This is a genomic window from Arthrobacter sp. TmtSoilC77 (assembly GCF_059739415.1).
On the sequence record NZ_AP046050.1, the window covers coordinates 3,483,899 to 3,506,686 of the forward strand.

A 22,788-nucleotide genomic window follows, 5' to 3' on the forward strand; every position below is an offset into this window, starting at 1 on the left:
GACAAAGCAACCACAACAAGGAAGTCTGTAGCCATGGACAAGTTCTTCAGCATCGTCAGGGGCTTCGGCCTGAAGCGTGGACCCCAGCGCTGGTTGGGTGGTGTCTGCGGTGGGATCGCTGCGAAGCTCAGGGTGGACGTGGCATACGTTCGCGTCGCTTTCCTGCTCTTCTGCCTCTTGCCCGGGCCGGCTGCAGTGTTCTATATCCTCGCTTGGCTCATCCTGCCGGACCAGAAGAACAGGATCGTGCTGGAGTCGTTCATCAGCCAGCGTTCCCGTTAGGGTCACGACGATCAACGACTTCGACGCCAGCGACACAAAGCGCCCCGCCGCTGCGGGGCGCTTTCGTTGTTTTCAGGGAGATTTCCAATACCGCACGGCCGGGGTCGAAAGTAACCATTTGTGTCCCACCCCACATCCACGTCTACAATCGTTGGGAGCTCAGCGTGGCGCTCTACACGTATTCCTCCAAGCCATGAGTGAGCAAACATGAAAATTGGCATTCTTACCAGCGGTGGCGACTGCCCCGGACTCAACGCAGTAATCCGGGGAGCGGTCCTGAAGGGGATCGCAATCCACGGCCAGGAGTTCGTGGGTTTCAAGGACGGCTGGCGCGGCGTTGTGGAAGGTGATGTCATCGACATCCCCCGCACCTTGGTCCGCGGTATCGCCAAGCAGGGTGGCACCATCCTGGGCACCTCCCGCACCAACCCCTTCGAGAACGGCGGCGGACCGGACGTCATCAAGGCCCACATGGAACGCCTGGGCATTGACGCCATCATCGCTATTGGTGGCGAAGGCACGCTGGCGGCGGCAAAACGGCTCACCGACGCCGGACTGAAAATTGTTGGTGTTCCCAAGACCGTGGACAACGACCTCGACGCAACCGACTACACCTTCGGTTTCGATACAGCGGTTGAAATCGCCACCGAAGCAATCGACCGCCTCCGCACCACAGGTGAGTCCCACCACCGCTGCATGATCGCCGAGGTCATGGGCCGCCACGTAGGCTGGATCGCGCTGCACGCCGGAATGGCCGCTGGTGCACACGCCATCCTCATCCCGGAACAGACGGTCAGCATCGAGCAGATTACCGAGTGGGTCCAGGAGGCCCACGACCGCGGTCGCGCGCCCCTGGTGGTGGTAGCTGAGGGCTTCGTTCCGGACCACATGGAATCTCCCCACTCCGAGCGCGGACTGGACACTTTCGGCCGGCCCCGCCTGGGCGGAATCGCGGACCAGCTCGCCCCGGAAATCGAAGCACGCACGGGCATAGAGACCCGCGCCACCATTCTTGGCCACATCCAGCGTGGCGGCGTACCAACGGCCTATGACCGCGTTCTGGCAACCCGCCTGGGCATGGCAGCTATCGATTCGGTGGTGGAGGGACGTTGGGGCACCATGGTCGCCCTGAAGGGGACGGACATCTCCCACGTTGGTTTCGAAGAAGCACTGGGCAAGCTCAAGACCGTTCCGCAGCACCGCTACGACGAAGCGAGTGTGTTGTTCGGCTAGGCTGAATCCATGACTCTTGAGCCCACGTCCGCTGCCATTATCCAGCTGGCGTGGGCTCGGCATTTGGGGTTCGACGACGACGCTTTCGCCGCCGCTGCGGCCCGGGTCACCACTTCGGAGGTGGATCCAAGCGACCCCTCAAACCGCATCACCCTCGCCGACGAATCGGCGCAGGCAGTCGTTTTCCTCCGCCTTTTTGGTGCCTCAGCGCTGGTGGGACCCCAGTGGGTCCTCGACGCAGCCGCTGGAATTCCAGACACTGAGCTTGCCCAGCATGTCACGCTGTTGACCCTCACCCGGTCCCACGGTGGACACGGCCTGGGGTCCTCCGCCTTGTTCTTTGCCGACGACCTCCCACTCAATCAACCATCCGAAGACCTCACGGTCTCACGGGGCAATCCAGAGGCGATCGCGCTGGAAGGGCTGTGCCCCCCGGATGACGTCAACGAAGTGGGCCTGCAAGCCCTTGAGCACCGCTTCACCATCATGCATCCCGAAGAAGAACAGCCCACCCCCGTGGCGTGCGGGGCCTACTCCGAGTGGGAGGGAATCCTGGCCAACATGGGCGTCCTGGTAGCTCCGCCCTGGCGTCGGCGTGGCCTGGGAACGCTCGCTGCATCGATTGCTGCCCACGAAGCCCTGGCCGCTGGTCTGACGCTCCAGTGGAAGGCCGATGTCAGCAACAGCAGCGCACTCGCGATGGCGCGAAGCTTGGGATTCGCCACTGGCGGACTCCATGCGAGCGTGCTGCTCGGCTGACAAGGACCGAACCGGCCCAGCCTTGGTCTGGGATGGCACCGGTCCTGCCCCTGCGTCCGGGGCAGGACCAGCCAAAAGTGGGCTGGCCCCCGCCGTTTTCCACGCTACTTCCGGACGGATTCCTGAGGAGCCCCACTTGAAGCAGCAGCTCCCCAGCCTTCAACGGACTTCGGTTTGGCAAAGAACACGGCCACCACTGCCCCGACGAGGATCGCACAGGCGGGCAGCACGATCGACTGGCTCATCGCCGTCGAGAATCCTGCATGCAGTGCCCCGGGAAGGGCGCCGTTCATGGACGCTTCGTTCGCCGGAGCTCCTGCTGGCGCCGCGGGCAGCTCGGCCGCAAGCCGCGCCTGGATCAGCGCGGCAATGGCCGCCGATCCAAGGACTGCGCCGATCTGGCGGGTGGTGTTGAACACGCCCGAACCGGCGCCCGCTTGGCGTGGCTCAAGGTTCCGTGTTGTCGCATTGGATACCGGCCCCCAAATGAAGCCATTGGCAACACCCTGCAGGGCACTGGGAAGCAGGAACATCCAAATGGGAGTATCCGGCCGTAGAAGTGAAGCTGTCCAGAAGAGCGCTCCTGCCAGGCAAACCAGGCCAAAGGATGCGAACCAGCGCGGGTTGGCACGGTCGATCAGCTTACCCACGACGGGTGCCAGGCCACCGGAGATCACCGCCATGGGAATCATGAGCAACGCTGATTGAGTGGGGGTCAAGCCCCGCACAACCTGGTAGTAGAAGATGGTGGGCAGCGGGAACGCCGTCACTGTGAAGCCGACCACCATGATGGTGGTGTTGCCCAGCGAGAAATTGCGGTCCTTGAACAAAGCGAGCGGCAGCAGCGGTTCCCCGCCGCGCCGGCCCAGCAGCCACTGCCAGAGAACAAAGAGAACCAGGACCACGAGCCCTGCGATGATCAAGCCCCACACGGTAACGGCACCGGTGACCGTTCCCCACTTATAGGTTTGGCCTTCCTGGAGACCGAAGACCAAAAGAAACATGCCGACGGCGGAAAGCACCACGCCCGCGACGTCGAATGAATGGCTGTGTGTCGTCAGCTTCGGGACGAAACGGGTGACCATAAAGAAGGCGACAATTCCAATCGGGACGTTGACGAAGAAGATCCACTCCCATCCCAGTCCGTCCACCAGGACCCCGCCCAGAATGGGACCCACGAGGACAGCCATGCCGGCTGTCGCTCCCCAAAGCCCCATGGCGGCACCCCGGCGGTCCGGAGGAAAAATACGCGTGATGACAGCCATGGTCTGGGGCGTCATCATGGCCGCGCCGAGCCCTTGGACCGCGCGGGCGGCGATCAGCATGGTGATATCACTGGAGAGGCCGCACCACAGCGAAGCCAGGGTGAAGACCACCAGGCCGATCAAGTACAGATTCTTCGGCCCGAAACGGTCACCCAGCCTGCCGGTGATGAGGAGGGGTACCGCATATGCCAGGAGGTAGGCGCTGGTAACCCAGATGACGGCATTGATATCCGTCTTGAGGCCCTCCATGATCCGGGGATTCGCGACCGACACGATGGTGGTGTCGATAAGGATCATGAAGAAGCCTATGACGAGGGACCACAGCGCGGGCCACGGCTTGGCTACGTTTTCCAAGGGATTCCTTCGGCTGGTATGAAAGTTCTCTGATCCCGCACCCATCAGTACGGTTGTCGCAGCTGCCGGGCTTTCCCGGAACCCCTCGCGCCTTAGCCCAGAAGGGCCAATATTTCGGCCCTGGCAAACATCCTGGCCGCTTCGCGCGCGGTGGGAGTTCCGGCGTCGGGGTCTGCTCCTGCGTCCAGCAGCGCCCGGGCGACGCCCGTGTATCCCTTGAATACCGCCCCGGCAAGCGGCGTCTGACCACGGTCATTGGGGGTATTCACATCGGCGCCGTGGTGCAGGATCAACTGCACGGTTTCCTCGTGCCCATGGTAGGCAGCAAGCATCAGCAGCGAATCTCCGGAGGCGTTGGTGAGCGTGGCCGGGGCACCGGCATTCAAGTAGCTCCGAAGCATCTCGGTGTTGCCTTCGCGGGCGGCATCGAAGAGGGTGTGGGCCAAGGCGACTGCTTCGTCGTCGGCGCCCGTATCGGTGGCGGCAGAGTCGGCTTCGGATCCGGTGCTGCGACTAGGTTGGCTCATCGATGGGGTCCCTTCAGGAATCCGGTTTGGCGCCCGACCACCTGGCCGGCGTCGGGGGCGACGATCACTTCCTGGGCTGCGATATAAGGCTCCTCGCCGTCCATGACTGTCAACGTTTCATCCGCCGGAACGGAGCGCTTGATGACAGCCAAAGCCACAGGGCCCATCTCGAAGTGCTGCGCCACAGATGTCAGAGTACCCACCTTGCGCTCCCCCGCAAATACAACACTGCCAACGGCCGGAAGAGTGTGTTGCGAGCCGTCCAGCTGCAGGAAGACGAGGCGCCGCGGCGGATGGCCGAGATTGTGAACGCGTGCGATGGTCTCCTGGCCCTTGTAGCAGCCCTTGCTCAGGTGAACGGAGGTGCGAATGAGGTCCAGCTCATGCGGGATGGTCCTGTCATCGGTCTCCGCACCGAGACGTGGGCGCCACGCGGCAATCCGCAGGGCGTCGGCCGCCATGGCACCAGCCAGGGGCAGGCCTTCGACCACGGATTCCAGGTCTGCCGCCGGGACGAGGTATTCGAACCATGGGCGTTCAAGGCCAGGGTGCGACTCCTCCGGGACAGTGCTGTAGGAATAGCCGCCCGGGCCTACGTGCGGCCACGGATCTTCCCAAACCATGTAACCGCCAAGCTTCTCCACGGGCTTTGTGGAACCAAGGACAGCCCACTCCCCGGAGACATCCGTGACCTCCACGCGCAGCATGAACTTCATCTTGTTCAACCACTCGGCCAACGGCTCCGCTTCCGCGGCCTCGACGATCAGCCAGGTGGTTTCACCGTCGTCAATAACCCGCGCATCGAACTCGATGCGGCCCTGGACACTGAGCAGCAACAGTTCGCTGCCAACACGGGGCTGGAGGTTGGTCACCTGCTGGGATGAAAGCGTGTTGAGCCAGCTGAGGCGGTCCGGACCGGACACCGTCACCACGCCCCGGTGTGAAAGATCCACGACGGCGGTACCGGTCGCCAGAGCGCGTTGCTCCCGCAGCGGCTCGCCATAGTGGGCCGCGACGCCGGCATCCAGACCAGTGTCTTCGACAGCGCCAGGGCGCGACAGCAGGGGGCTCTTGTAAGTCATATGTAGTAGAAGTCCTTGCGGCTCAGTGGTATTCCGGAATCCGGTGGTATTCCGGAGTCAGCGGTATTCCGGGTTCTCGAAATCGAATCGCGTGCCGGCTTTCCATTCTTCCGGAAGGTTGCCATAGGCAGGGATGCCGCCTGCATCCCTGAGCAGGCGGGCCATGTGCATCAGGTTCCAGGACATGAAGGTGGTGTTCCTGTTGGTAAAATCAGTCTCCGGACCACCGGACCCTTCATCCAGATAGCTTGGCCCTGGGCCTACAGGGCCAATCCAGCCGGCATCAGCTTGCGGAGGAATAGTGAAGCCTATGTGCTGGAGGCTGTACAGCACGTTCATGGAACAGTGCTTGATGCCATCTTCATTTCCGGTGATGAGGCATCCACCCACTTTCGGGTAGAACGCCCACTGGCCCTTGTCGGTCAGTTCGCCGGAGTGGGCGTACAGACGCTCAATGAGCTTCTTCGTCTGGGAAGAGTTATCGCCCAACCAGATGGGACCGGCCACCACCACGATGTCGGCCTCAGCGACCAACGGATAGATCTCCGGCCATTCATCGGTTTTCCAGCCGTGCTCCCGCATGTCCGGATAGACACCGCTGGCGATATCGTGGTCGACAGTCCGGATGAGGCGGGTGGTGACGCCCTGCTTTTCCATGATGTCGCGGCTGATGCGGATCAGCCCATCGGTGTTGCTGACCTGAGGTGAAGGTTTCAACGTGCCGTTGAAGAATACGGCCTTGAGTCCCTCGTAGCCTCCCGGTTTGAGGTTGTTATTCACTAGCTGCTCCTTTTGCTGGTTGCGTGTGGAACGTTCAGTGACACCTCGCGCCGGGCGTCAGGAAACCCTGTGAAGGAACGCCGAGGCGTGTGGTTCCAATGCCTTGCCGTTGGCGGCAACATCCCAGCGCCAGAGGAGATTGCCATCCACCAGGCCAAAGATCCGTGTTGCGGCGGTGTACTCCTTTGAGTGGCTGCCGCGCATCACCATATCCGTGGTGAGCTGGATCTGTGGTCCCTTGATCTGGCCGTAGTAGAGCTCTGTGATTCCGCCAGGGTGGGCAATTGAAACGGAGATATCGAAGCCGCCTTCTTTGTTCCGGCGTTCTTCGACCTCATCGGCGGTCTTGAGCACGGGCACAATGTCCGCCGGGATAAGCCCGGGACCCCCGTCGCCTTCCTGGAGCTTGCGTTCCAAGGCCCAAAAGCCGGTTTCAACGGTCAGTGGGCGCAACTTTGCGCCGGCGTCGTCGCTGATCCAGGTCTCGGCCCTGTACTGCAGGTACGGCAAACCGTTATGGGTGAAGGAAACGTGTTGGACGAAATGCTCCGAATCCTCATCACCACTGCCAAGCCGGCCGCGGCCTTCCCACTCACCAATGAGCCAGGAAAGCGGGACGAGTTCAGGCGTCAGGTCTGTTGGAATCTCAATAGGCACAACGACTACCTCTTTTGGACTGCAGGATCAGAAGGCTTTACTTCTGGCCCTTGAAAAGGCGGTAAACAACGAAACCCGCAAACCACGCCATGGCAATGCTTGCCAGGCCAAGGAGAACGAGGAAGAAGATTTCAAATGCGAGTACAGACATGATGCAATCCTAACCGTTAGTAGATGAGTAGTTTGTCTATGAAGTAGGCCAAGGCTCCCACAGCCCAAACCGGTGCGACGCCCATTCCCAATGCTGCCGGAATATTGAGCCGCCCGCGCCTGAGAGTAGTCATCCGCCGGAAGCACACGAGGACCGACCCGACCACGACGCCCACCAAGGCAGCAGGCAGCACGGCGATATCGGAAAAAACAAGTCCGGCCAAGGGGCCCATGAGTCCGGCCATGACGATGCCCAGGGGAGCCACAATCCGGTCCGGCCAACGAATGACGCCCACCAGGAGTGCCACTGCGGCGCTCAACCCGGCCACCAGGACCATCTCCTTGACGCCGTTGAACCGGGCGCCGGCGATCCATCCTGCACCGAGGCAATTCAACAGGACCCCGGCACAACAGCCGAGCGTGGACTCCAGGCGCTGCGCCTGCCCCGTTCCCCGCACGAGCTGGATGATGAACACCGCCATGACGCCCAAGGCAATGAAGGCGGGGGTACCATCCAGAAATCCAGGTGCCGGCATGTAAGCTGCCGTCAATGCCGACCCGGCACCGGCCAGGGCAATGACCGAGGCCAGGGTTTTCTTGGCCGGGACCGCAAGGAAATGCGGCCAACCAAGCCCTACAGCCGCGGACGCCACAATGCCAATGCCCACCATGGCTTCCCGGGAAACGAAGGTGCTGGCCACGATGGCTGCGAGCGCCACGAGTCCGAATACCCCGATGCTCCAAGACTTCACTGTGTGCCCGACCTCAATTCGATGCGCCTTACGACCTCCCGACAATCCTGCCCTATGGCGGGCGAATATGTCGTAATTCCGGTGGCAGCCCGTCACGAATCCCTGACTGGCGGGGCTCGGGTGGGTATACTCGGACTTCAACGGCCCACACTGTTTGCCTTGATTCCGTTACAACGGGCCAAGGCTTGCCAGCTGCCGTGACCGGCCGGTGAAATTCCGGTTTCGACGCCCGATGATGCGCGTACAGCCCATTGGAGGAACTATGTCGCACATCCTGCTCCTGACGAACAGCACCGGCTCTTCGGTGGACATTCTGCCTGCCCTTGAGCTGCTCAACCACCGTGTTCACATCCTCCCGGCAGAACCGACTGCGCTGCTCGAAACCGACCCCACGGACATCGTCTTCCTGGATGCCCGCAAGGACCTGGTGGGGGCACGCTCCCTGACGCAACTATTGAAGGCCACCGGACTCAGCGCACCGCTCATGCTGATTCTTACCGAGGGCGGCATGGCAGCCGTTTCCTCTGCATGGTCAGTGGATGACATCGTGCTGGACTCCGCGGGCCCTGCTGAGGTCGAGGCGAGAATCCGCCTGGCCATGGCCCGTGCTGTACCAGGCGAAGAGGAGACCCAGACGGAGATCCGCGCCGCCGGCGTCGTTATCGATGAAGCGAGCTACACCGCCCGGGTCAGCGGCCAACCCCTGAACCTGACGTTCAAGGAATTCGAGCTCCTCAAGTACCTCGCCCAGCACCCCGGACGCGTGTTTACCCGCCAGCAGCTGTTGACCGAAGTCTGGGGCTACGACTACTACGGTGGCACCCGGACGGTAGACGTGCACATCCGACGCCTCCGCGCCAAGCTCGGTGTTGACCACGAGAATCTCATCAGCACGGTCCGAAACGTCGGTTATCGCCTGACGTTGGTCAGGCTCCCGGATGACGAACTCTCGGAAGCGTAGACCGCGCGTCGACTGTGAAACGAAAAGAGGCCAGGATTCACATGAATCCTGGCCTCTTCCCTTTTCCGTGGAGGACATACGGGTCGAACGTATCGAGGCCACCCCACTGGTGGATCCCCCCTGTGTTGACTTCACGGTGGGCTACAGAGCCGCCGCAAAGCCGAACGAGATAACGAGCCTACAGCCGTTTCAAGGGGACTTCAAATTACAGTGCTTGCCCCGGACGTATAGCCTTGCATCATGAGTCAAGCGCACCCTGAGAACTGGCCAGTACTGCTCGTCACCGGCGCCCTCGATCCCGAACTCCTCAAGGACTTCAGGACACTCGCAGCGGCCGCCGAGGAATCCGACGGCAACCCTCCCCTGTCTGAACAGACACTGGTCATGTTGCGTGGCGCCGATGCCGGCGATCACTCCGTCCTGTCACTTGCGCTTTATGCCCCGGATGAGGATTCAGATCCGGCGACCGGAGAAGACCTGGCGGGAATCGCCGTCGTCGTTGAAGCGCCCGGCCCATCGGGAACAACGGGTGTCCTCGAATTGGCAGTCCACCCCACCTACCGCAACCAAGGTGTAGCGGGCCGCCTGCTGGAGGCGCTGGAAGGCAAACGCGGTTTTGAGGGCTTGAGCGCCTGGTCCCACGGCAACCACGAGGCCGCGGCGGAGCTGGCCACCCGTTTTGGCTACGGTCCCGTGCGTGAACTGTGGAAGATGCGGCTGATGTCCTCCACGTCCGCACTGCCCGACGTCGGCCTCCCGGACGGGGTCTCATTACGTCCCTTCGTGCCGGGACAGGACGAGGACGCTTGGCTTGCAGCCAACCGCGCGGCCTTCTCGCACCATCCCGAGCAGGGCTCCATGACGCGGGCCGATCTTGAGGCCCGCAAGGCCGAAGATTGGTTTGATCCCGCCGGCTTCCTTCTGGCCGTTAGTGACGCAGGCGAACTGCTGGGATTCCACTGGACCAAGGTTCACCCGCGGCAGGGGCCCCATCCCGCGATCGGCGAGGTGTACGTAGTGGGTGTCACGCCCGGGGCGCAGGGTCTGGGGTTGGGCAAGGCACTCACCGTGGCCGGAATCAGGTACCTGCAGGACAAGGGCCTGCACGCCGTCATGCTTTACGTCGATGCCGACAACCGGGCCGCGGTATCCCTATACCAGAAGCTTGGCTTCATCCGTTGGGACACCGATGTGATGTATGGACCTTTAACCAAGAATTAACCTCAGCATCCCGCTGCAAGGAAAGCCCGGGACTTCTTGGATTCGGGCACCGGAATTGCTTGTAATGTGGGAGGAAACCCAGTCCTGAGCTTAGGAGAACCCCCATGCAGCCGGACCCCGTCGGCACCGCCGGATCCACTTCGAAGGGCGCCACACTGCCCCCACGCTTCGGATCATCGGAAGTGCCGGCTTCACGAGCCACCCAGGACCGCATTGACATCCCGGAATTTGCGCCGAGCCTGGAACCCGAAGGCGACATCACGCCGGATCGTTTCCTGGACCGTGAACTCAGCTGGCTTGCATTCAACTCCCGCGTTTTGGAGCTCGCGGAGGATCCGGACCTCTTCCTCCTGGAACGCGTGAATTTCCTGTCGATCTTTGCCTCCAACCTCGACGAGTTCTTCATGGTCCGCGTTGCCGGTTTGAAGCGGCGCATCGCCACCGGACTTGCTGTTCCCTCCCCCGCCGGCCTGAGCCCCATCGAGGTGCTGGAGCAGATCGGCCAGGAGGCGCACAAGCTGCAGGAACGCCACGCGCGTGTCTTCGCCGAACAGATCCGTCCTGCCCTGGCTTACGAGCACATCCACATCATGCACTGGAATGAATTGGATGAAGATGCCCGTCACCGGATCAGCATCATGTTCCAGGAGAAGGTCTTCCCGATCCTGACGCCCCTGGCCGTGGACCCCGCACACCCCTTCCCCTACATTTCCGGCCTCTCGCTGAACCTTGCTGTGATTGTCAGCAACCCCATCAGCGACAAGGAACTCTTCGCCCGTGTAAAGGTTCCGGACCAGCTGCCGCGCCTGATCTCCGTGGACGGCCCCCGTGCAGGTGCCATTCCTGGCCGTGTTGCCCGCTTCATTGCGTTGGAAGAAGTCATTGCAGTCCACCTGGACAAGCTCTTCCCCGGCATGGAAGTCCTGGAGCACCACACGTTCCGCGTCACCCGCAACGAGGACCTTGAGGTAGAGGAAGACGACGCCGAGAACCTCCTCCAGGCCTTGGAGAAGGAACTCCTCCGCCGCCGCTTCGGCCCTCCTGTGCGTCTGGAAGTCACCACGGACATCAACCCGAACATCAAGGCTCTGCTCATCCGGGAACTCGGCGTTGAAGAGTCCGAGGTCTACTCGGTTCCGGCGCCCCTGGACCTCCGTGGCCTCTCTGCGATCAGCGCCATTGACCGCCCCGACCTCCACTACCCCAAGCATGTCCCGCACACGTCCCGGTATCTCAATGAATCCGAAACGTCCAAGGCGGCCAACGTGTTTGCCGCCATGCGCCGCCGGGACATCCTGCTCCACCACCCGTACGACTCGTTCTCCACTTCCGTTCAGGCATTTCTTGAACAGGCCGCCGCGGATCCCAAAGTCCAGGCCATCAAACAGACCCTGTACAGGACGTCCGGCGACTCCCCCATCGTTGACGCGTTGATCGATGCCGCAGAAGCCGGCAAACAGGTCCTTGCCCTGGTGGAGATCAAGGCCCGCTTTGACGAGCAGGCAAACATCTCCTGGGCCCGGAAGCTGGAACAGGCGGGCGTACACGTTGTGTACGGCATTGTGGGCCTGAAGACCCACTGCAAGTTGTCTTTGGTGGTCCGGCAGGAAGTGGATGGCCTGCGCCGCTATTGCCACATCGGTACCGGCAACTACCACCCTCGGACCGCCCGCTACTACGAGGACCTCGGCTTGCTCACGGCGAACGAGCAAGTGGGCGAAGACCTGTCCAAGCTGTTCAACCAGCTCTCCGGATACGCACCGAAGTCCACGTTCAAACGGCTGCTCGTGGCGCCGCGTTCCGTGCGTGCCGGCCTCATAGAGAGGATCGAAGCGGAAATCCGCAACGCCCGCGCCGGCGTTCCTGCCCGCGTCCAGATCAAGGTCAATTCCATGGTGGACGAAGCCATCATCGACGCCCTCTACCGCGCCTCGCAGGCCGGTGTGATGGTGGACGTGGTGGTCCGTGGCATCTGCTCCCTCCGGCCGGGCGTACCGGGCCTGAGCGAAAACATCACGGTCCGCTCCATCCTCGGCCGGTTCCTGGAACACTCCCGCGTCTTTGCTTTTGCGAACGGTGGGGACCCTGTGGTTTACATCGGATCCGCAGACATGATGCACCGCAACCTGGACCGGCGTGTTGAGGCACTCGTCCAGTTGGCCAGCAAGGAAGACACCGCCACGGTCGTGGACCTCATGAACCGTTATGTGGACGACGGAACCGCGAGTTGGCACTTGGACAACCAAGGTCATTGGACCAGGCACCACCTTGACGAGGACGGAAAGCCTCTGTTGGACATGCAGTCCTGGCTCCTTGCATCCCGGTCACGCCAGCGTGCAGCGGCCCGGCGGTAAGGGAACCTGTTGAAAAGCGATACCCCCGTGGCGGATCAGACGGACCACCCCGGTGAACGGGTGGCCGTTGTTGCGGCCGGTGCCATTCCTTGGCGGGTTCAGAAGGGCGCCCTTGAGGTGCTCCTGATCCACAGGCCCCGCTACGATGATTGGTCCTGGCCCAAAGGAAAGCTCGACGACGGCGAAACAGTTCCGCAGTGCGCCGTCCGTGAAGTGCATGAAGAGATCGGCCTCAACAGTTCGCTCGGCGTGCCGTTGCCACCCATTCATTACCACGTCAGTGCTGGCCTGAAAGTTGTGCACTACTGGGCCATGCGGGTCAACGGCGAACAGCTGCGGCCCGACGGCAAGGAAGTAGACAGCGTCATGTGGTGCAGCCCGGACAGGGCTGCGTCCTTCCTCAGCAATCCCACCGATGTGGAGCCCCTCGAGTACCTTGAGAAGGCCCACATCCGGGGCGAATTGGATACGTGGCCGCTCGTATTGATCCGCCACGCAAAGGCAAAGCCCAGGTCCTCATGGACCAAGGCTGAGGGGGAGCGTCCGCTGGCCGCCACTGGGCAACGCCAGGCGGCGGCCGTCCAGCGCCTGTTGGAAGTGTGGAAGCCACAACGGATAGTTACCAGCCCGTGGACCCGCTGCGTAGCAACCATTGCCCCCTACGCCAAGGCAAGCGGAGCGAAGGTAAAGCTGGCTGAAGCCCTTACCGAGCACAACCACAACCGGTCACCCAAGAAAACGGCCGCCACAGTGGAGGCCCTGTTCGATAAGCAGGTGCCAATCGCCGTGTGCACCCATCGCCCGGCGTTGCCCACCGTCCTGAACCAACTGGGCCAGCACATGTCAGCCGCCTTGCGGGGGTTGCTGCCAACGTCCGATCCGTTCCTTTCTCCGGGCGAGGTCATCGTCTGCCAGGTTGCCCGTGGTTCCGAGCGGAAGATCGTGTCGGTGGAACAGGTCAAGCCTTTCGACGACTAGCCACGCCGCAGCCTGGCGGCAAATCCCGGGGTTGCCGCCGCGCGCGCCTACAAGGGTTTCGGTCTGCGGCGTCGGTGATGAGACACTCATCGATCCACTGAGGGCTGGCATGGTCCAAACCAGTAAGCTGGACTCGTGAGCATCCCCACCCCGTATGAAGACCTCCTGCGCGACGTCATGGCCAATGGCACGCATAAGTCGGACCGCACCGGAACCGGAACGCGCAGCGTCTTCGGGCGTCAATTGCGCTTCGACCTCGCCGAAAGCTTCCCGCTCATCACCACCAAGCGGGTCCACTTCAAATCCGTGGCAGTGGAGCTCCTGTGGTTCCTTCGCGGCGATTCGAACGTGAAGTGGATGCAGGACCAAGGCGTTTCCATTTGGGACGAATGGGCGGACGCCGACGGCGAACTCGGCCCCGTGTACGGTGTGCAGTGGCGCAGCTGGCCCACACCCGACGGTGGGCATATCGACCAAATCTCCGAGCTCATGGCCAACCTGGCTGCCAATCCGGATTCCCGGCGACACATCGTTTCCGCGTGGAACGTCGCCGAGCTCAAGGACATGGCGCTCCCGCCCTGCCATGCGTTCTTCCAGTTCTACGTGGCGGACGGAAAGTTGTCCTGCCAGCTGTACCAACGCTCCGCGGACACGTTCCTGGGCGTTCCCTTCAACATTGCCTCCTACGCCCTGCTGACGTGCATGGTCGCCCAGCAGTTGGGCCTGGAGCCGGGCGAGTTCGTCTGGACAGGCGGTGACGTCCACATTTACGACAACCACGTGGAACAAGTCACCGAGCAGCTCACCCGTGAACCGTACGAGTATCCACAACTGAAAATCCTCCGCAAGCCGGACTCGATCTTCGACTACACCCTGGACGACTTCGAGGTTGTGGGCTACCGGCACCACCCCACCATCAAGGCGCCGATCGCCGTATGAGCACTCCCCCATCCGAGAATCCTTCCCAGCTTCCGGGCGTCATTTTCACCCAGGAAACCGCAGCCAAAATGACCGGTGTCGGCATGATCTGGGCCCAGACCAAAGCCGGTGTCATTGGCAATGATGGCTCCATGCCGTGGCACCTCCCCGAGGACCTCAAGCACTTTAGCCAGCTGACCACGGGACACCCCGTCATCATGGGCCGCAAGACCTGGGAATCGTTCCCGGACAAGTACCGTCCCCTGCCCGGGCGCACCAACATTGTGGTGACCCGCAACCCGGAGTGGGCTTCCACGCCTGAGGCCGAGGGCGCCGTCGTGGTTTCCTCCCTGGACGCAGCCCTGCTGGAATCCCAGTTCGCACCCGGTGGCCAAAAGGTTTGGATCATCGGCGGCGGCCAGATTTTTGAACAGTCGATGGGAATTGCCAACGCTGCCGTCATCACCATCATCGATGCAGACCTCGACGGCGATACCTTCGCGCCTGAACTCGGCGACGACTGGACTTTTGATACTGCCGCGCCGGACGAAGGCTGGCTGACGGCCAAGAACGGCACACAATACCGGTTCACCACGTGGCGCCGGACGGAAACCTAGAAACCAGGACATGCTCCGAATGCTGAAGAAACCCGAAACATTGTTCGTACTGGGATACATGCTGCTGCCGCTTTTCGCGCTGATCTCAGCCATTGTTGGACTGACCATGATTCTTGGCGGCAACCGCATCGTCGGCATCATCGTGTTGATCGTGGTCACACAGGTCTTCACGTTCGGTGCGTTCTTTGCCTTGCGCAAGCGCAAAGCCGTGCTGCTGCAAGGGCCCGACGCCGGGAACTAGCCGCGGCGGTCGGCCTGCCTGCCGATGGGGCGAGTGCCGGCGTCGTGCGTTGCGTGCGTGACGTAACCAACAGCGGCTCTTCGCCGCAAAAGTTTAGACTGGGTAAATGACTACAGCAGCTAATCCGTCCGTTGGACTGGTCGGTTGGCGTGGCATGGTCGGCTCCGTCCTGATGCAGCGCATGCAGGACGAGAACGACTTCGCCAACATCAACCCGGTATTTTTCTCCACCTCGAACGCAGGAGGTGCCGCCCCTTCCTTTGCTGACGGGGCTGGCAAGCTCGAGGACGCGTTCGATATTGAGACGCTTGCCAAGCTGCCGATTATTGTTACCGCCCAGGGTGGCGACTACACCAAGCAGGTTCACGGCGAACTCCGCAGCCGTGGCTGGGATGGCCTCTGGATCGATGCTGCCTCCACCCTCCGCATGAACGACGACTCGATCATCGTTCTGGACCCCATCAACCGCGACGTCATCGACGCCGGCCTGTCCGGCGGCGTGAAGGACTACATCGGCGGCAACTGTACCGTTTCCTGCATGCTCATGGGCCTTGGCGGACTGTTCAAGAACAACCTGGTCGAATGGGGTACCTCCATGACGTACCAGGCTGCCTCCGGTGGCGGCGCCCGCCACATGCGCGAGCTCCTGAACCAGTTCGGCACCCTCAACAACGAGGTAAGCAGCGAACTTCAGGATCCGGCCTCGGCAATCCTGGAGATCGACCACAAGGTTCTCGCCGCTCAGCGCACTGGCGTTGACGCCACCCAGTTCGGCGTTCCGCTGGCCGGTTCGCTCATTCCCTGGATCGATGCCGACCTCGGCAACGGCCAGTCCAAGGAAGAGTGGAAGGCCGGGGTCGAGACCAACAAGATCCTCGGAACGGGCAAGGGCACCGCGGGCAAGGACCACATCGCCATGGATGGCCTTTGCATCCGCATCGGCGCCATGCGCTCCCACTCCCAGGCCCTCACGCTCAAGCTGCGCGAAGACCTGTCCGTCACGGAGATCGAGAACCTCCTGGCCAAGGACAACGAGTGGGCCAAGGTTGTTCCGAACACCAAGGAAGCCTCCATGGCGGACCTGACTCCTGTGGCTGCTTCCGGCACCCTGGACATTCCCGTTGGCCGTATCCGCAAGCTCGAAATGGGCCCGGAGTACATCAGCGCCTTTACCGTGGGCGACCAGCTCCTGTGGGGTGCAGCTGAGCCGCTGCGCCGCATGCTGAATATCGTGACAGGCAAGCTCTAGGCCCCGTCCGCGCTTTTTCGTCGTCAACCCGCTGTTCCGTTGCTGCCCAGTAACGGAACAGCGGGTTTTCCGCGTTCTACCCGCGATCCGCCCAACGCCTCCCTGAGCTTGCGGTCGACGTCCCATGGCCTGCTGAGATCGTCCCATTCGATGCGGACCACTTTCCACCCTTGGGCTTGGAGTGCCTTCTCCGGGCGTCGCTCCTGAAAGACCACTTCCTCCGTGGGTGCGTAGTCGAAGTATTTGGCACGGCCGTCAAACTCCAGAATCACCTTGTTTTCCGGCCAGCCGAAGTCTCCCCGGTGCGGGCCTATGGGTGTATCGACTTCGAGCTGAAGCACCGCTCCGTGGATCCCCAACTTGTCCAGAAGCACTCGTGTGCGGGTCTCCCCCACGGATTCCGAACGTGCATCCATTGCGTCGAGAACCCTGCGCAAGCGTCGTGCACCTCTTGTGATTTTGCCAGTATCCACATAGCCCTGCATCAAAAGGGGATCAGCGCCCCTGCGTACAGCTTGGTCTGCGATCACCAATGCCCGCTCAAAAGCCAGGGTCCGTGCACAGTCCACCACCGTGCGCTCAAGGCTCGTGACTTTGACGGGTCGTCGCCACGCCGCCTGCAGCTCAACGATCTCCGCGGGCTCCAGTGGACCACCGTGCGCCGATACATCTTCCCCGGAGCTCGCCTGTGCTGGCCAGAACGGCGTGGTGACATGTACCAGTGGGCCACCATCCCACGGTGAGCATCCATGAAGTCGCGCGGCACTCAGATGGCTGTAGATGTTGGCGACACGTGATCCGCTCTGATGCGCTTGGATCCTCAGCATGTCCTGCTCCCAAGGACTTCGCCGGCGCCAGTCCACAGAACGGGCGTACACGCCACGTCTTAGCCTGATCAGCTTTCCCGATCGCACACCCGCCGTAAGCACCCGGTCGCCGAGACCATTCTCGGCGAGGTCCGCTGTCACAGCGATCATGTTATCCGGCCAGTTGCCGGCGATCAGGGCGTCAAGTTTTTGTGGCTTCATGGGGTCCATCGTGCGTCTGGCGTGGGCCTCCCGGACAGCCTTTCAGGGCCGTATGTGGACAACTACGGCCCGTCGGCAATGGATGCTCCAATGCCCCACGTCGCTGGACCTCCATGCCCAGTCGCGGACCCGCTAACCCGTTGTTGGCCAACCAAGTAATAGCGGGCAAACCACCAGGAAGCGGGCAACCCACGGGTTTCCCAGCCGCAGCCCTCAGACCTGCCCTGCCCGGCCATAAGGACCTGATGCCAACAACGTCGTGGACCCGCTAACCCGTTGTTGGCCAACGACGCGGGAGCGGGCAAACCACGGGGAAGCGGCCAAGCCACGGGCTAGGACAGTGTCGGGGCAGGGCAAGCCCGGCCTCAGCCCGCCATGAACTTCAGGTATGCCCGCCCCTGCACCTGGAACGAACGCTCCGCGGCAGGGCCCAGCTGTCCTTCGAAGGGCTCAGGCACTACGCCGGGCGCCTTGCCGTTGCCGGTCCTGGCCCACGTGCCCACCACTTCTCCCCCGGCCACGATGATTCGTTTGAACACTCCGTTCCTGCCCGGCACCACCAATTCAGCATGCTCTGGTGCAAGGACCAGGCTTCGGTCCTGGTAACCGAGCAGGAATTCATCGAAGCCAGGAAGAGCCAGCAACGCGCGCGAGCCGGGGACGCCGTCGTCGAGCAGTGCTGCTGTTTCAGGCGAAAGCCAATAGCTGGTACCGCCAAACGGCAGCTCCACCAATCGATCCTGAACCGAGCCAAGGGCCTTGCGCGCTTCCGTGAGGGGCACTTGGCTCCACCAGGCGAAGTCCTTCACCGTCGCAGGCCCGTGGCTGCGGATGTAACGGAAGAGAAGCTCCGCAATGCCTTCCTCGCGATCAAGGTCCCTGGAGTCCTTGATCCACTCGTCGAAGGGCACAAACAACTGTTGGACGCCCACCTTGCCGCGTGAACCAGCCATGGGGCCTTGAACAAGCCATGCACGCTGGCACAGGCTTCCAAGCAGATGGATGCCACGCTGGGCCTTGGTGATCTGGCCTGCTTCCTCGAAGGCGTCAAAGAGTTGCTCGCGCGTGGCCCCGCGTCCGCCGTCGGCCGTCCTGAGGGACTCCAACGTCTTCAGTGCGATGTCCCGGCAATGGCTGATGTCCTCGGCGGTGATGCCAAGCTCCCGGTGCCGCCCTGCCACCATGTTCATGAGTCGTGGGCTGGTGATTCGCAGGATCCAGCGGAGATCCTCCGGTGCCAGCAGATGCAGCGTTCCCCGCATTGGCCACGACCGGACTATGGTTCCGGAGTCAATGGCTGCGCGGACGTCGGAAGCGGCAGATCCCGGGACACGCTGCCCCACCGCCCAGAGCGCGGACCCGAGATCCTGCGCCTGCATGGCTGTCATCCACCGAACCGCTTCCGGCACTGAGGCAAAACCACCATTCAGGAGTCCCTGGCCAGCCAGCCGCAGGCGGCCCATGATTCGCGAAGTGATAGTGACAGGGCGCGCTTGGGGTGCAGGCATGCTCCATCCTAAAAGCGCCCACCCGGTACAGGGAACCTTGCAGCACCTCCCAGCAGCCTTCCAGCACAGTTTCCTAGGATGGCTGCATGCTCTTTGGTGATCTTGCTCCGCTTGTGCGGCCGCTCAGCAGGTGGTTGGCGGCGGCTGGCTGGTGCTGCACCGTCGTCGGGCTTGGAACGGGCCTCGTTGTGGCCGTTGGTACAGGAGTCAGCCTCACGCCTGCCATGCAGGTCATCCAGATGGCAGGGCTGGTGGCGACTGCCACTGCCGCGCTGCTCATCGGCACCGCAGCCGCCATCCAACCTGTTGCCGACCCCGGGGACGACACCCCGGAGCCCTGGTTCTACCCCGCGGCCGCAGCACAAGTACGCAGCTTCCTGCTGGGTGCCATCGTGATGCTCCTGGGCCTGGTGGGCTTCGCCATGGCAGGGCTCTTCATGCCCAGCGGCCCCTCACCCCAAAGCATTGCCTTCAGCCAGATCTTCTTGCTGGGATCGGTGAGTTGCGGGCTGACCTTCCTGCTCCTCAACAAAGTCCTGCCCATCGCCGCACGACGCACACGCTAAGCCCGTCGCGGACTGCTGTGTCGGGCTAGAGGGAAACGCCAATCAGCAACGGTTCCGGGTGCAGCTCAATTCCGAAGCGATTCACGACGCCGGCACGCACTTCGCGCGCGATAGCCACCATGTCCGACGCCGAGGCCGAGCCGCGGTTGGTGATCGCCAAGGTGTGCTTGGTGGACAAGGATGCCCTGCCACCGGACACGCTGGTTGCATCGAGTCCAAAACCCTTGCCGAATCCCGCGTGATCGATGAGCCAGGCAGCGGAAAGTTTTACCAGTCCGTCTTCACCTGCCGGATACTTCGGCGCGTTTTCCGGCAACCCTGCGGCGCGTTCGGCCGGGATGATCGGGTTGGTGAAGAACGAGCCCGTGGAGTAAGTGTCCCGGTCTGCGGCGTCCAAGACCATGCCTTTGGACGCGCGGAGCCGGAGGACTTCCCGGCGGACATCGTTGGAGTAGGCACGTTTGCCGGCTTCCACGCCCAGCACGCGGGCGAGTTCACCGTACCGGATGGGGGCGCTCATTCGCCCCAGCGGCAATTGGAATTCAACAGTCAGCACCACGTAGCGCGGCGAACCTTCCACAGTGGTCTGCTTCAGGATGGAATCGCGGTAACCAAACTTGAGTTCTGAGTTGGTGAACGTCTGAACCGCGTTGCGTTGCCGGTCCCAGGTCCGCACGGCGGCGATGGTTTGTGAGACATCCGCCCCATACGCGCCAACGTTCTGTACCGGCGTGGCACCTGTGGCCCCCGGGATGCCGGACAGGGCCTCAAGGCCGGACCAAGCATGCAGGACCGAGTACTCCACCAACGCGTCCCAATTATGGCCGGCCTGAACCACCACGGACACACCGCCGCAGCTGTCTTCCGAATCCACGGTGAAGCCCTCGGACGCTATCTTCAGGACCGTGCCTGGGTAGCCTTCGTCCGAGATCAGCAGGTTGGAACCCCCGCCAATGATGAGGAGTTTCTCCCCCGCAGCGTCAGCCGACCGCACGGCGTCGATGATTTCAGCCTCAGTGCGGGCCTCTACATAGTTTCCTGCCGGGCCGCCGACGGCAGCCGTGGTCAGGTCGGAAAGCAGCGTCTGGGTCACCCATCAAGCCTAACGGGGATTGAAGTGCTCACATGATTCAAGAGACCTTCACCACTGCTTGGGACTTCATGAGGACCTTCTGTCCGGCGGCTACAACCGTTAGGTCGATGCGCACGGTGCCTGCCTCGGCGTCGAGGGCTCCCACTACCCCGGTGACATCGATAACTGCACCGGCCTCGTCCGTTCCGGTGGTGTCAGCCACCAGGACGGGCTTGGTGAAGCGCGTCTGGTAATCAACGACGGCGGCGGGGTCCCCGGCCCAGTCGCTGACAAGCTGCACAGCCGAGCCCATGGTGAACATGCCATGGGCGATCACGCCGGGCAGCTCAACGGATGTGGCAAATGCTTCGTTCCAGTGGATCGGGTTGAAGTCCCCCGAAGCGCCGGCGTACTTGACCAGGTCCTGGCGGGTGACCTCAATGCTGCGTGTGCCAATTTCCTGGCCGACCGTCAGTTCTTCGAATTTTGGGCTCATGGTTACTGTCCCTCTCCGCGTACCAGGATGGACGAGGTGGTGGTGGCTACTTTTTCACGGTCATCGTTGCCGCCGAGGGCGAAAATCTCAGAACGCGTTGTGATCATCGCGCCGCCGCCCATGGCACGCACTCCATCAACATGCAGTTCAGCCACGAGGCGGTCCCCGGCCACAATGGCGCGGTGATGCGTAAAGCGCTGGTCCGCGTGGACCACGCGGGAGAAGTCGATGCCGGACTCGGGGTCCTCCACAAGCTGGGCGTCGGCGCGCTGGGCAACAATGATGGCAAACGTGGGCGGGGCTACAAGATCGCTGTGCCCCATGGCCCGTGCAGTCTCAACGTCAAAGTGCGCAGGATTGCTGGCCTTCACGGCCTTCGCAAATTCGCGGATCTTCTCGCGGCCGACGTCATAAACTTCTGCGGCAGGGTAGCTTCGGCCCTGCAGGTCCGGATTGATACTCATGGTCCAACCCTATCGGGCCGAGGACCCCAGGGTGGTGTTGCGACTACTTCTTGTAGGTCTTGCGGATCTTCTGGCCGCGGACTATGAGCCCTGTGACGTGGAGCAGCAGCCCGACACCGATCACGGGCAGTGATGCAATGGCCAGTCCCTGGTTGCCGGTCGTGTTCCCGGCAATGGAAAGGATGAGTCCGACGGCGATGAGCCCCATGGCGCTGAAAACCAGCGTTTTGTAGGCGGTGGACGAGGTGGCCCAGAATTCGTTCAGCACCGTCCAAGTCTACCGGTGCCCGTTGCAAGGCCAGCTCTGCGCCCCAAAACCCACAAATAACACGCAGACCAGGCCCCACAAGGAGTTAGAACAAAGAATCCTGCAGCGCGGGGATTTCCGTGATGTGGGGGCCGAACTCGATCTTGCGTCCCTTCAAGGCACCCAGGTCTGCCACGAAACTTCCCTGAACCAGGTTCCCGGAAGCATCAGGCAGACCGGCCAAGGCTATGGCACCGGAAAGTGAGTGGATCCGAAAACCATGCCCGCCGCCGTCGAACGCTGCCGGGTAGGGGTGGCGCGACGAACCGGCGGCACGAACGGTGCAGAGCCGGTCAGCCAAAGCCGGCCGCTCCCACTCTTCCTCCACAACGGCGAAGCCGGTCATGGCAAGTCCGCCCAGCAACGCGCGCACCTGCGCGGCATGCCGGCGATTGATGGCAACAAGCTCGACGTCGGGACGCGGCTCAACAAGCCACGCCGCCTTGGCAGCGGAACGGACCTGCTGGACGAGTCCAAGCTCGCGGGTCACGAGATCCTCAAGCACTCGAACAACCCGGCCGTCCTCGGCAAGGGCAACATAGGCAGCCTGCACGGCACCCTGCTCGGCCAACCGGTTCCACTTGCGCGGAGCCGAGGCAGTCCCGATCTTGGTTGCCCCATTGGCGAACGTTGCAACGTACAGCCAGTGTGGCTGCATGAGGTAAGCGCGAAGACCGGCGGGCACAGAGCTGCCTCGGTGGAAATCATGCATGAGCCGGGAATCGTCCCGGGCAAAGCAGGCCCCGCACTGCTTCCCACGCTCGGCTGGGGAACCGCTGCGGCAAGGAACATGGGTGCGCTTGCCCGGCCCGTGGACTTTGGTATGGCCGAGGCACCACATCCCTGGCATGACGCGCAGGCCCAGGGTTGAACCCGGGGCCAGCGCAACGTCGGTGAACTCCCCGTCGGGCTGCAATAACCTCAAAGCCGGTGAGGAAGAGTCCCAAGCTATGCCGTGGACCAGCAT

General features: G+C 62.4%; 25 protein-coding genes. 12 read left to right on the forward strand and 13 right to left on the reverse strand.

Features of this window, described 5'->3' with window-relative positions; all coding sequences use genetic code 11:
* Positions 1–33 precede the first annotated feature (33 nt).
* The 3 genes from AC6I99_RS16060 (at position 34) to AC6I99_RS16070 (ending at position 2,274) form a co-directional block, all read left to right on the forward strand.
* Entirely contained in the window at positions 34–282 is a 249-nt protein-coding gene (locus tag AC6I99_RS16060) for a PspC domain-containing protein (protein WP_224088338.1), read from the forward strand.
* Between the two features lie 207 nt (positions 283–489).
* Complete coding sequence (locus AC6I99_RS16065) at positions 490–1,515, forward strand: ATP-dependent 6-phosphofructokinase (protein WP_223934019.1); 1,026 nt, start codon at positions 490–492, stop codon at positions 1,513–1,515.
* Positions 1,516–1,524: 9 nt separating this feature from the next.
* Positions 1,525–2,274 (forward strand): GNAT family N-acetyltransferase, encoded by a 750-nt coding sequence (locus tag AC6I99_RS16070; RefSeq protein ID WP_224165009.1) that lies wholly within the window; start codon positions 1,525–1,527, stop codon positions 2,272–2,274.
* A 104-nt stretch (positions 2,275–2,378) separates the two neighbouring features.
* On the opposite strand, the gene AC6I99_RS16075 is transcribed toward AC6I99_RS16070, so the two are convergent.
* The 6 genes from AC6I99_RS16075 to AC6I99_RS16100 form a co-directional block, all read right to left on the reverse strand.
* The gene (locus AC6I99_RS16075; protein WP_497961263.1) at positions 2,379–3,893 is read right to left on the reverse strand and encodes a DHA2 family efflux MFS transporter permease subunit; all 1,515 of its coding nucleotides are present in this window, start codon (positions 3,891–3,893) and stop codon (positions 2,379–2,381) included.
* A 92-nt stretch (positions 3,894–3,985) separates the two neighbouring features.
* Positions 3,986–4,420, reverse strand: a complete 435-nt coding sequence (locus tag AC6I99_RS16080) for an ankyrin repeat domain-containing protein (protein WP_497961264.1) — start codon at positions 4,418–4,420, stop codon at positions 3,986–3,988.
* The gene (ygfZ, locus tag AC6I99_RS16085) at positions 4,417–5,502 is read right to left on the reverse strand and encodes a CAF17-like 4Fe-4S cluster assembly/insertion protein YgfZ (RefSeq protein WP_497961265.1); all 1,086 of its coding nucleotides are present in this window, start codon (positions 5,500–5,502) and stop codon (positions 4,417–4,419) included. Before ygfZ ends, AC6I99_RS16080 begins: the two co-directional genes overlap by 4 nt.
* Positions 5,503–5,559: 57 nt before the next feature.
* Positions 5,560–6,282: a flavodoxin family protein gene (locus AC6I99_RS16090; protein WP_497961266.1), complete on the reverse strand. Its 723-nt coding sequence runs from the start codon at positions 6,280–6,282 to the stop codon at positions 5,560–5,562.
* Between the two features lie 57 nt (positions 6,283–6,339).
* Positions 6,340–6,939, reverse strand: a complete 600-nt coding sequence (locus AC6I99_RS16095) for a nitrobindin family protein (protein WP_224088348.1) — start codon at positions 6,937–6,939, stop codon at positions 6,340–6,342.
* Between the two features lie 167 nt (positions 6,940–7,106).
* Positions 7,107–7,841: a permease gene (locus AC6I99_RS16100; RefSeq protein ID WP_224088350.1), complete on the reverse strand. Its 735-nt coding sequence runs from the start codon at positions 7,839–7,841 to the stop codon at positions 7,107–7,109.
* A 262-nt stretch (positions 7,842–8,103) separates the two neighbouring features.
* On the opposite strand from AC6I99_RS16100, the gene AC6I99_RS16105 reads away from it, so the two are divergent.
* The 8 genes from AC6I99_RS16105 (at position 8,104) to asd (ending at position 16,380) form a co-directional block, all read left to right on the forward strand.
* On the forward strand, positions 8,104–8,802 hold the full coding sequence (locus AC6I99_RS16105) for a winged helix-turn-helix transcriptional regulator (RefSeq protein ID WP_216925061.1): 699 nt from the start codon (positions 8,104–8,106) through the stop codon (positions 8,800–8,802).
* A gap of 240 nt (positions 8,803–9,042) precedes the next feature.
* On the forward strand, positions 9,043–10,023 hold the full coding sequence (gene mshD / locus AC6I99_RS16110; RefSeq protein WP_497961267.1) for a mycothiol synthase: 981 nt from the start codon (positions 9,043–9,045) through the stop codon (positions 10,021–10,023).
* 104 nt (positions 10,024–10,127) lie between these two features.
* Positions 10,128–12,377 (forward strand): RNA degradosome polyphosphate kinase, encoded by a 2,250-nt coding sequence (locus AC6I99_RS16115; RefSeq protein WP_224088354.1) that lies wholly within the window; start codon positions 10,128–10,130, stop codon positions 12,375–12,377.
* Between the two features lie 9 nt (positions 12,378–12,386).
* The gene (locus tag AC6I99_RS16120) at positions 12,387–13,355 is read left to right on the forward strand and encodes an NUDIX hydrolase (protein ID WP_224165014.1); all 969 of its coding nucleotides are present in this window, start codon (positions 12,387–12,389) and stop codon (positions 13,353–13,355) included.
* A gap of 135 nt (positions 13,356–13,490) precedes the next feature.
* Complete coding sequence (locus AC6I99_RS16125) at positions 13,491–14,294, forward strand: thymidylate synthase (RefSeq protein ID WP_224165015.1); 804 nt, start codon at positions 13,491–13,493, stop codon at positions 14,292–14,294.
* Positions 14,291–14,890 carry a dihydrofolate reductase gene (locus AC6I99_RS16130; protein WP_497961268.1) on the forward strand — a complete coding sequence of 200 codons (600 nt, stop codon included), beginning with the start codon at positions 14,291–14,293 and terminating at the stop codon, positions 14,888–14,890. Before AC6I99_RS16125 ends, AC6I99_RS16130 begins: the two co-directional genes overlap by 4 nt.
* 19 nt (positions 14,891–14,909) lie before the next feature.
* A complete protein-coding gene (locus AC6I99_RS16135) occupies positions 14,910–15,131 on the forward strand; it encodes an NF038396 family protein (RefSeq protein WP_224165017.1) in 222 nt (73 codons plus the stop codon).
* A gap of 106 nt (positions 15,132–15,237) precedes the next feature.
* Complete coding sequence (asd, locus tag AC6I99_RS16140; protein WP_224165018.1) at positions 15,238–16,380, forward strand: aspartate-semialdehyde dehydrogenase; 1,143 nt, start codon at positions 15,238–15,240, stop codon at positions 16,378–16,380.
* Between the two features lie 23 nt (positions 16,381–16,403).
* Here asd and AC6I99_RS16145 read toward each other — a convergent pair whose 3' ends face one another.
* The gene (locus tag AC6I99_RS16145; protein ID WP_497961269.1) at positions 16,404–17,408 is read right to left on the reverse strand and encodes a hypothetical protein; all 1,005 of its coding nucleotides are present in this window, start codon (positions 17,406–17,408) and stop codon (positions 16,404–16,406) included.
* A 365-nt stretch (positions 17,409–17,773) separates the two neighbouring features.
* A complete protein-coding gene (locus AC6I99_RS16150; protein ID WP_497961270.1) occupies positions 17,774–18,916 on the reverse strand; it encodes a winged helix DNA-binding domain-containing protein in 1,143 nt (380 codons plus the stop codon).
* 86 nt (positions 18,917–19,002) lie between these two features.
* On the opposite strand from AC6I99_RS16150, the gene AC6I99_RS16155 reads away from it, so the two are divergent.
* Positions 19,003–19,482 carry a hypothetical protein gene (locus tag AC6I99_RS16155; RefSeq protein WP_224088359.1) on the forward strand — a complete coding sequence of 160 codons (480 nt, stop codon included), beginning with the start codon at positions 19,003–19,005 and terminating at the stop codon, positions 19,480–19,482.
* Positions 19,483–19,507: 25 nt separating this feature from the next.
* Here the strand turns inward: AC6I99_RS16155 and AC6I99_RS16160 are convergent, their stop codons facing one another.
* From AC6I99_RS16160 to AC6I99_RS16180, 5 genes are all read right to left on the reverse strand, one after another.
* Positions 19,508–20,575, reverse strand: coding sequence for a UDP-N-acetylmuramate dehydrogenase (locus AC6I99_RS16160; RefSeq protein WP_497944671.1), 1,068 nt, complete (start codon positions 20,573–20,575; stop codon positions 19,508–19,510).
* Positions 20,576–20,612: 37 nt separating this feature from the next.
* Positions 20,613–21,050 (reverse strand): MaoC family dehydratase, encoded by a 438-nt coding sequence (locus AC6I99_RS16165; RefSeq protein ID WP_216925049.1) that lies wholly within the window; start codon positions 21,048–21,050, stop codon positions 20,613–20,615.
* 2 nt (positions 21,051–21,052) lie between these two features.
* Positions 21,053–21,514 carry an FAS1-like dehydratase domain-containing protein gene (locus AC6I99_RS16170; protein WP_224165023.1) on the reverse strand — a complete coding sequence of 154 codons (462 nt, stop codon included), beginning with the start codon at positions 21,512–21,514 and terminating at the stop codon, positions 21,053–21,055.
* Between the two features lie 43 nt (positions 21,515–21,557).
* Positions 21,558–21,782, reverse strand: a complete 225-nt coding sequence (locus tag AC6I99_RS16175) for a DUF3188 domain-containing protein (protein ID WP_497944670.1) — start codon at positions 21,780–21,782, stop codon at positions 21,558–21,560.
* An 85-nt stretch (positions 21,783–21,867) separates the two neighbouring features.
* Positions 21,868–22,788 carry a DUF2797 domain-containing protein gene (locus AC6I99_RS16180; protein WP_497961271.1) on the reverse strand — a complete coding sequence of 307 codons (921 nt, stop codon included), beginning with the start codon at positions 22,786–22,788 and terminating at the stop codon, positions 21,868–21,870.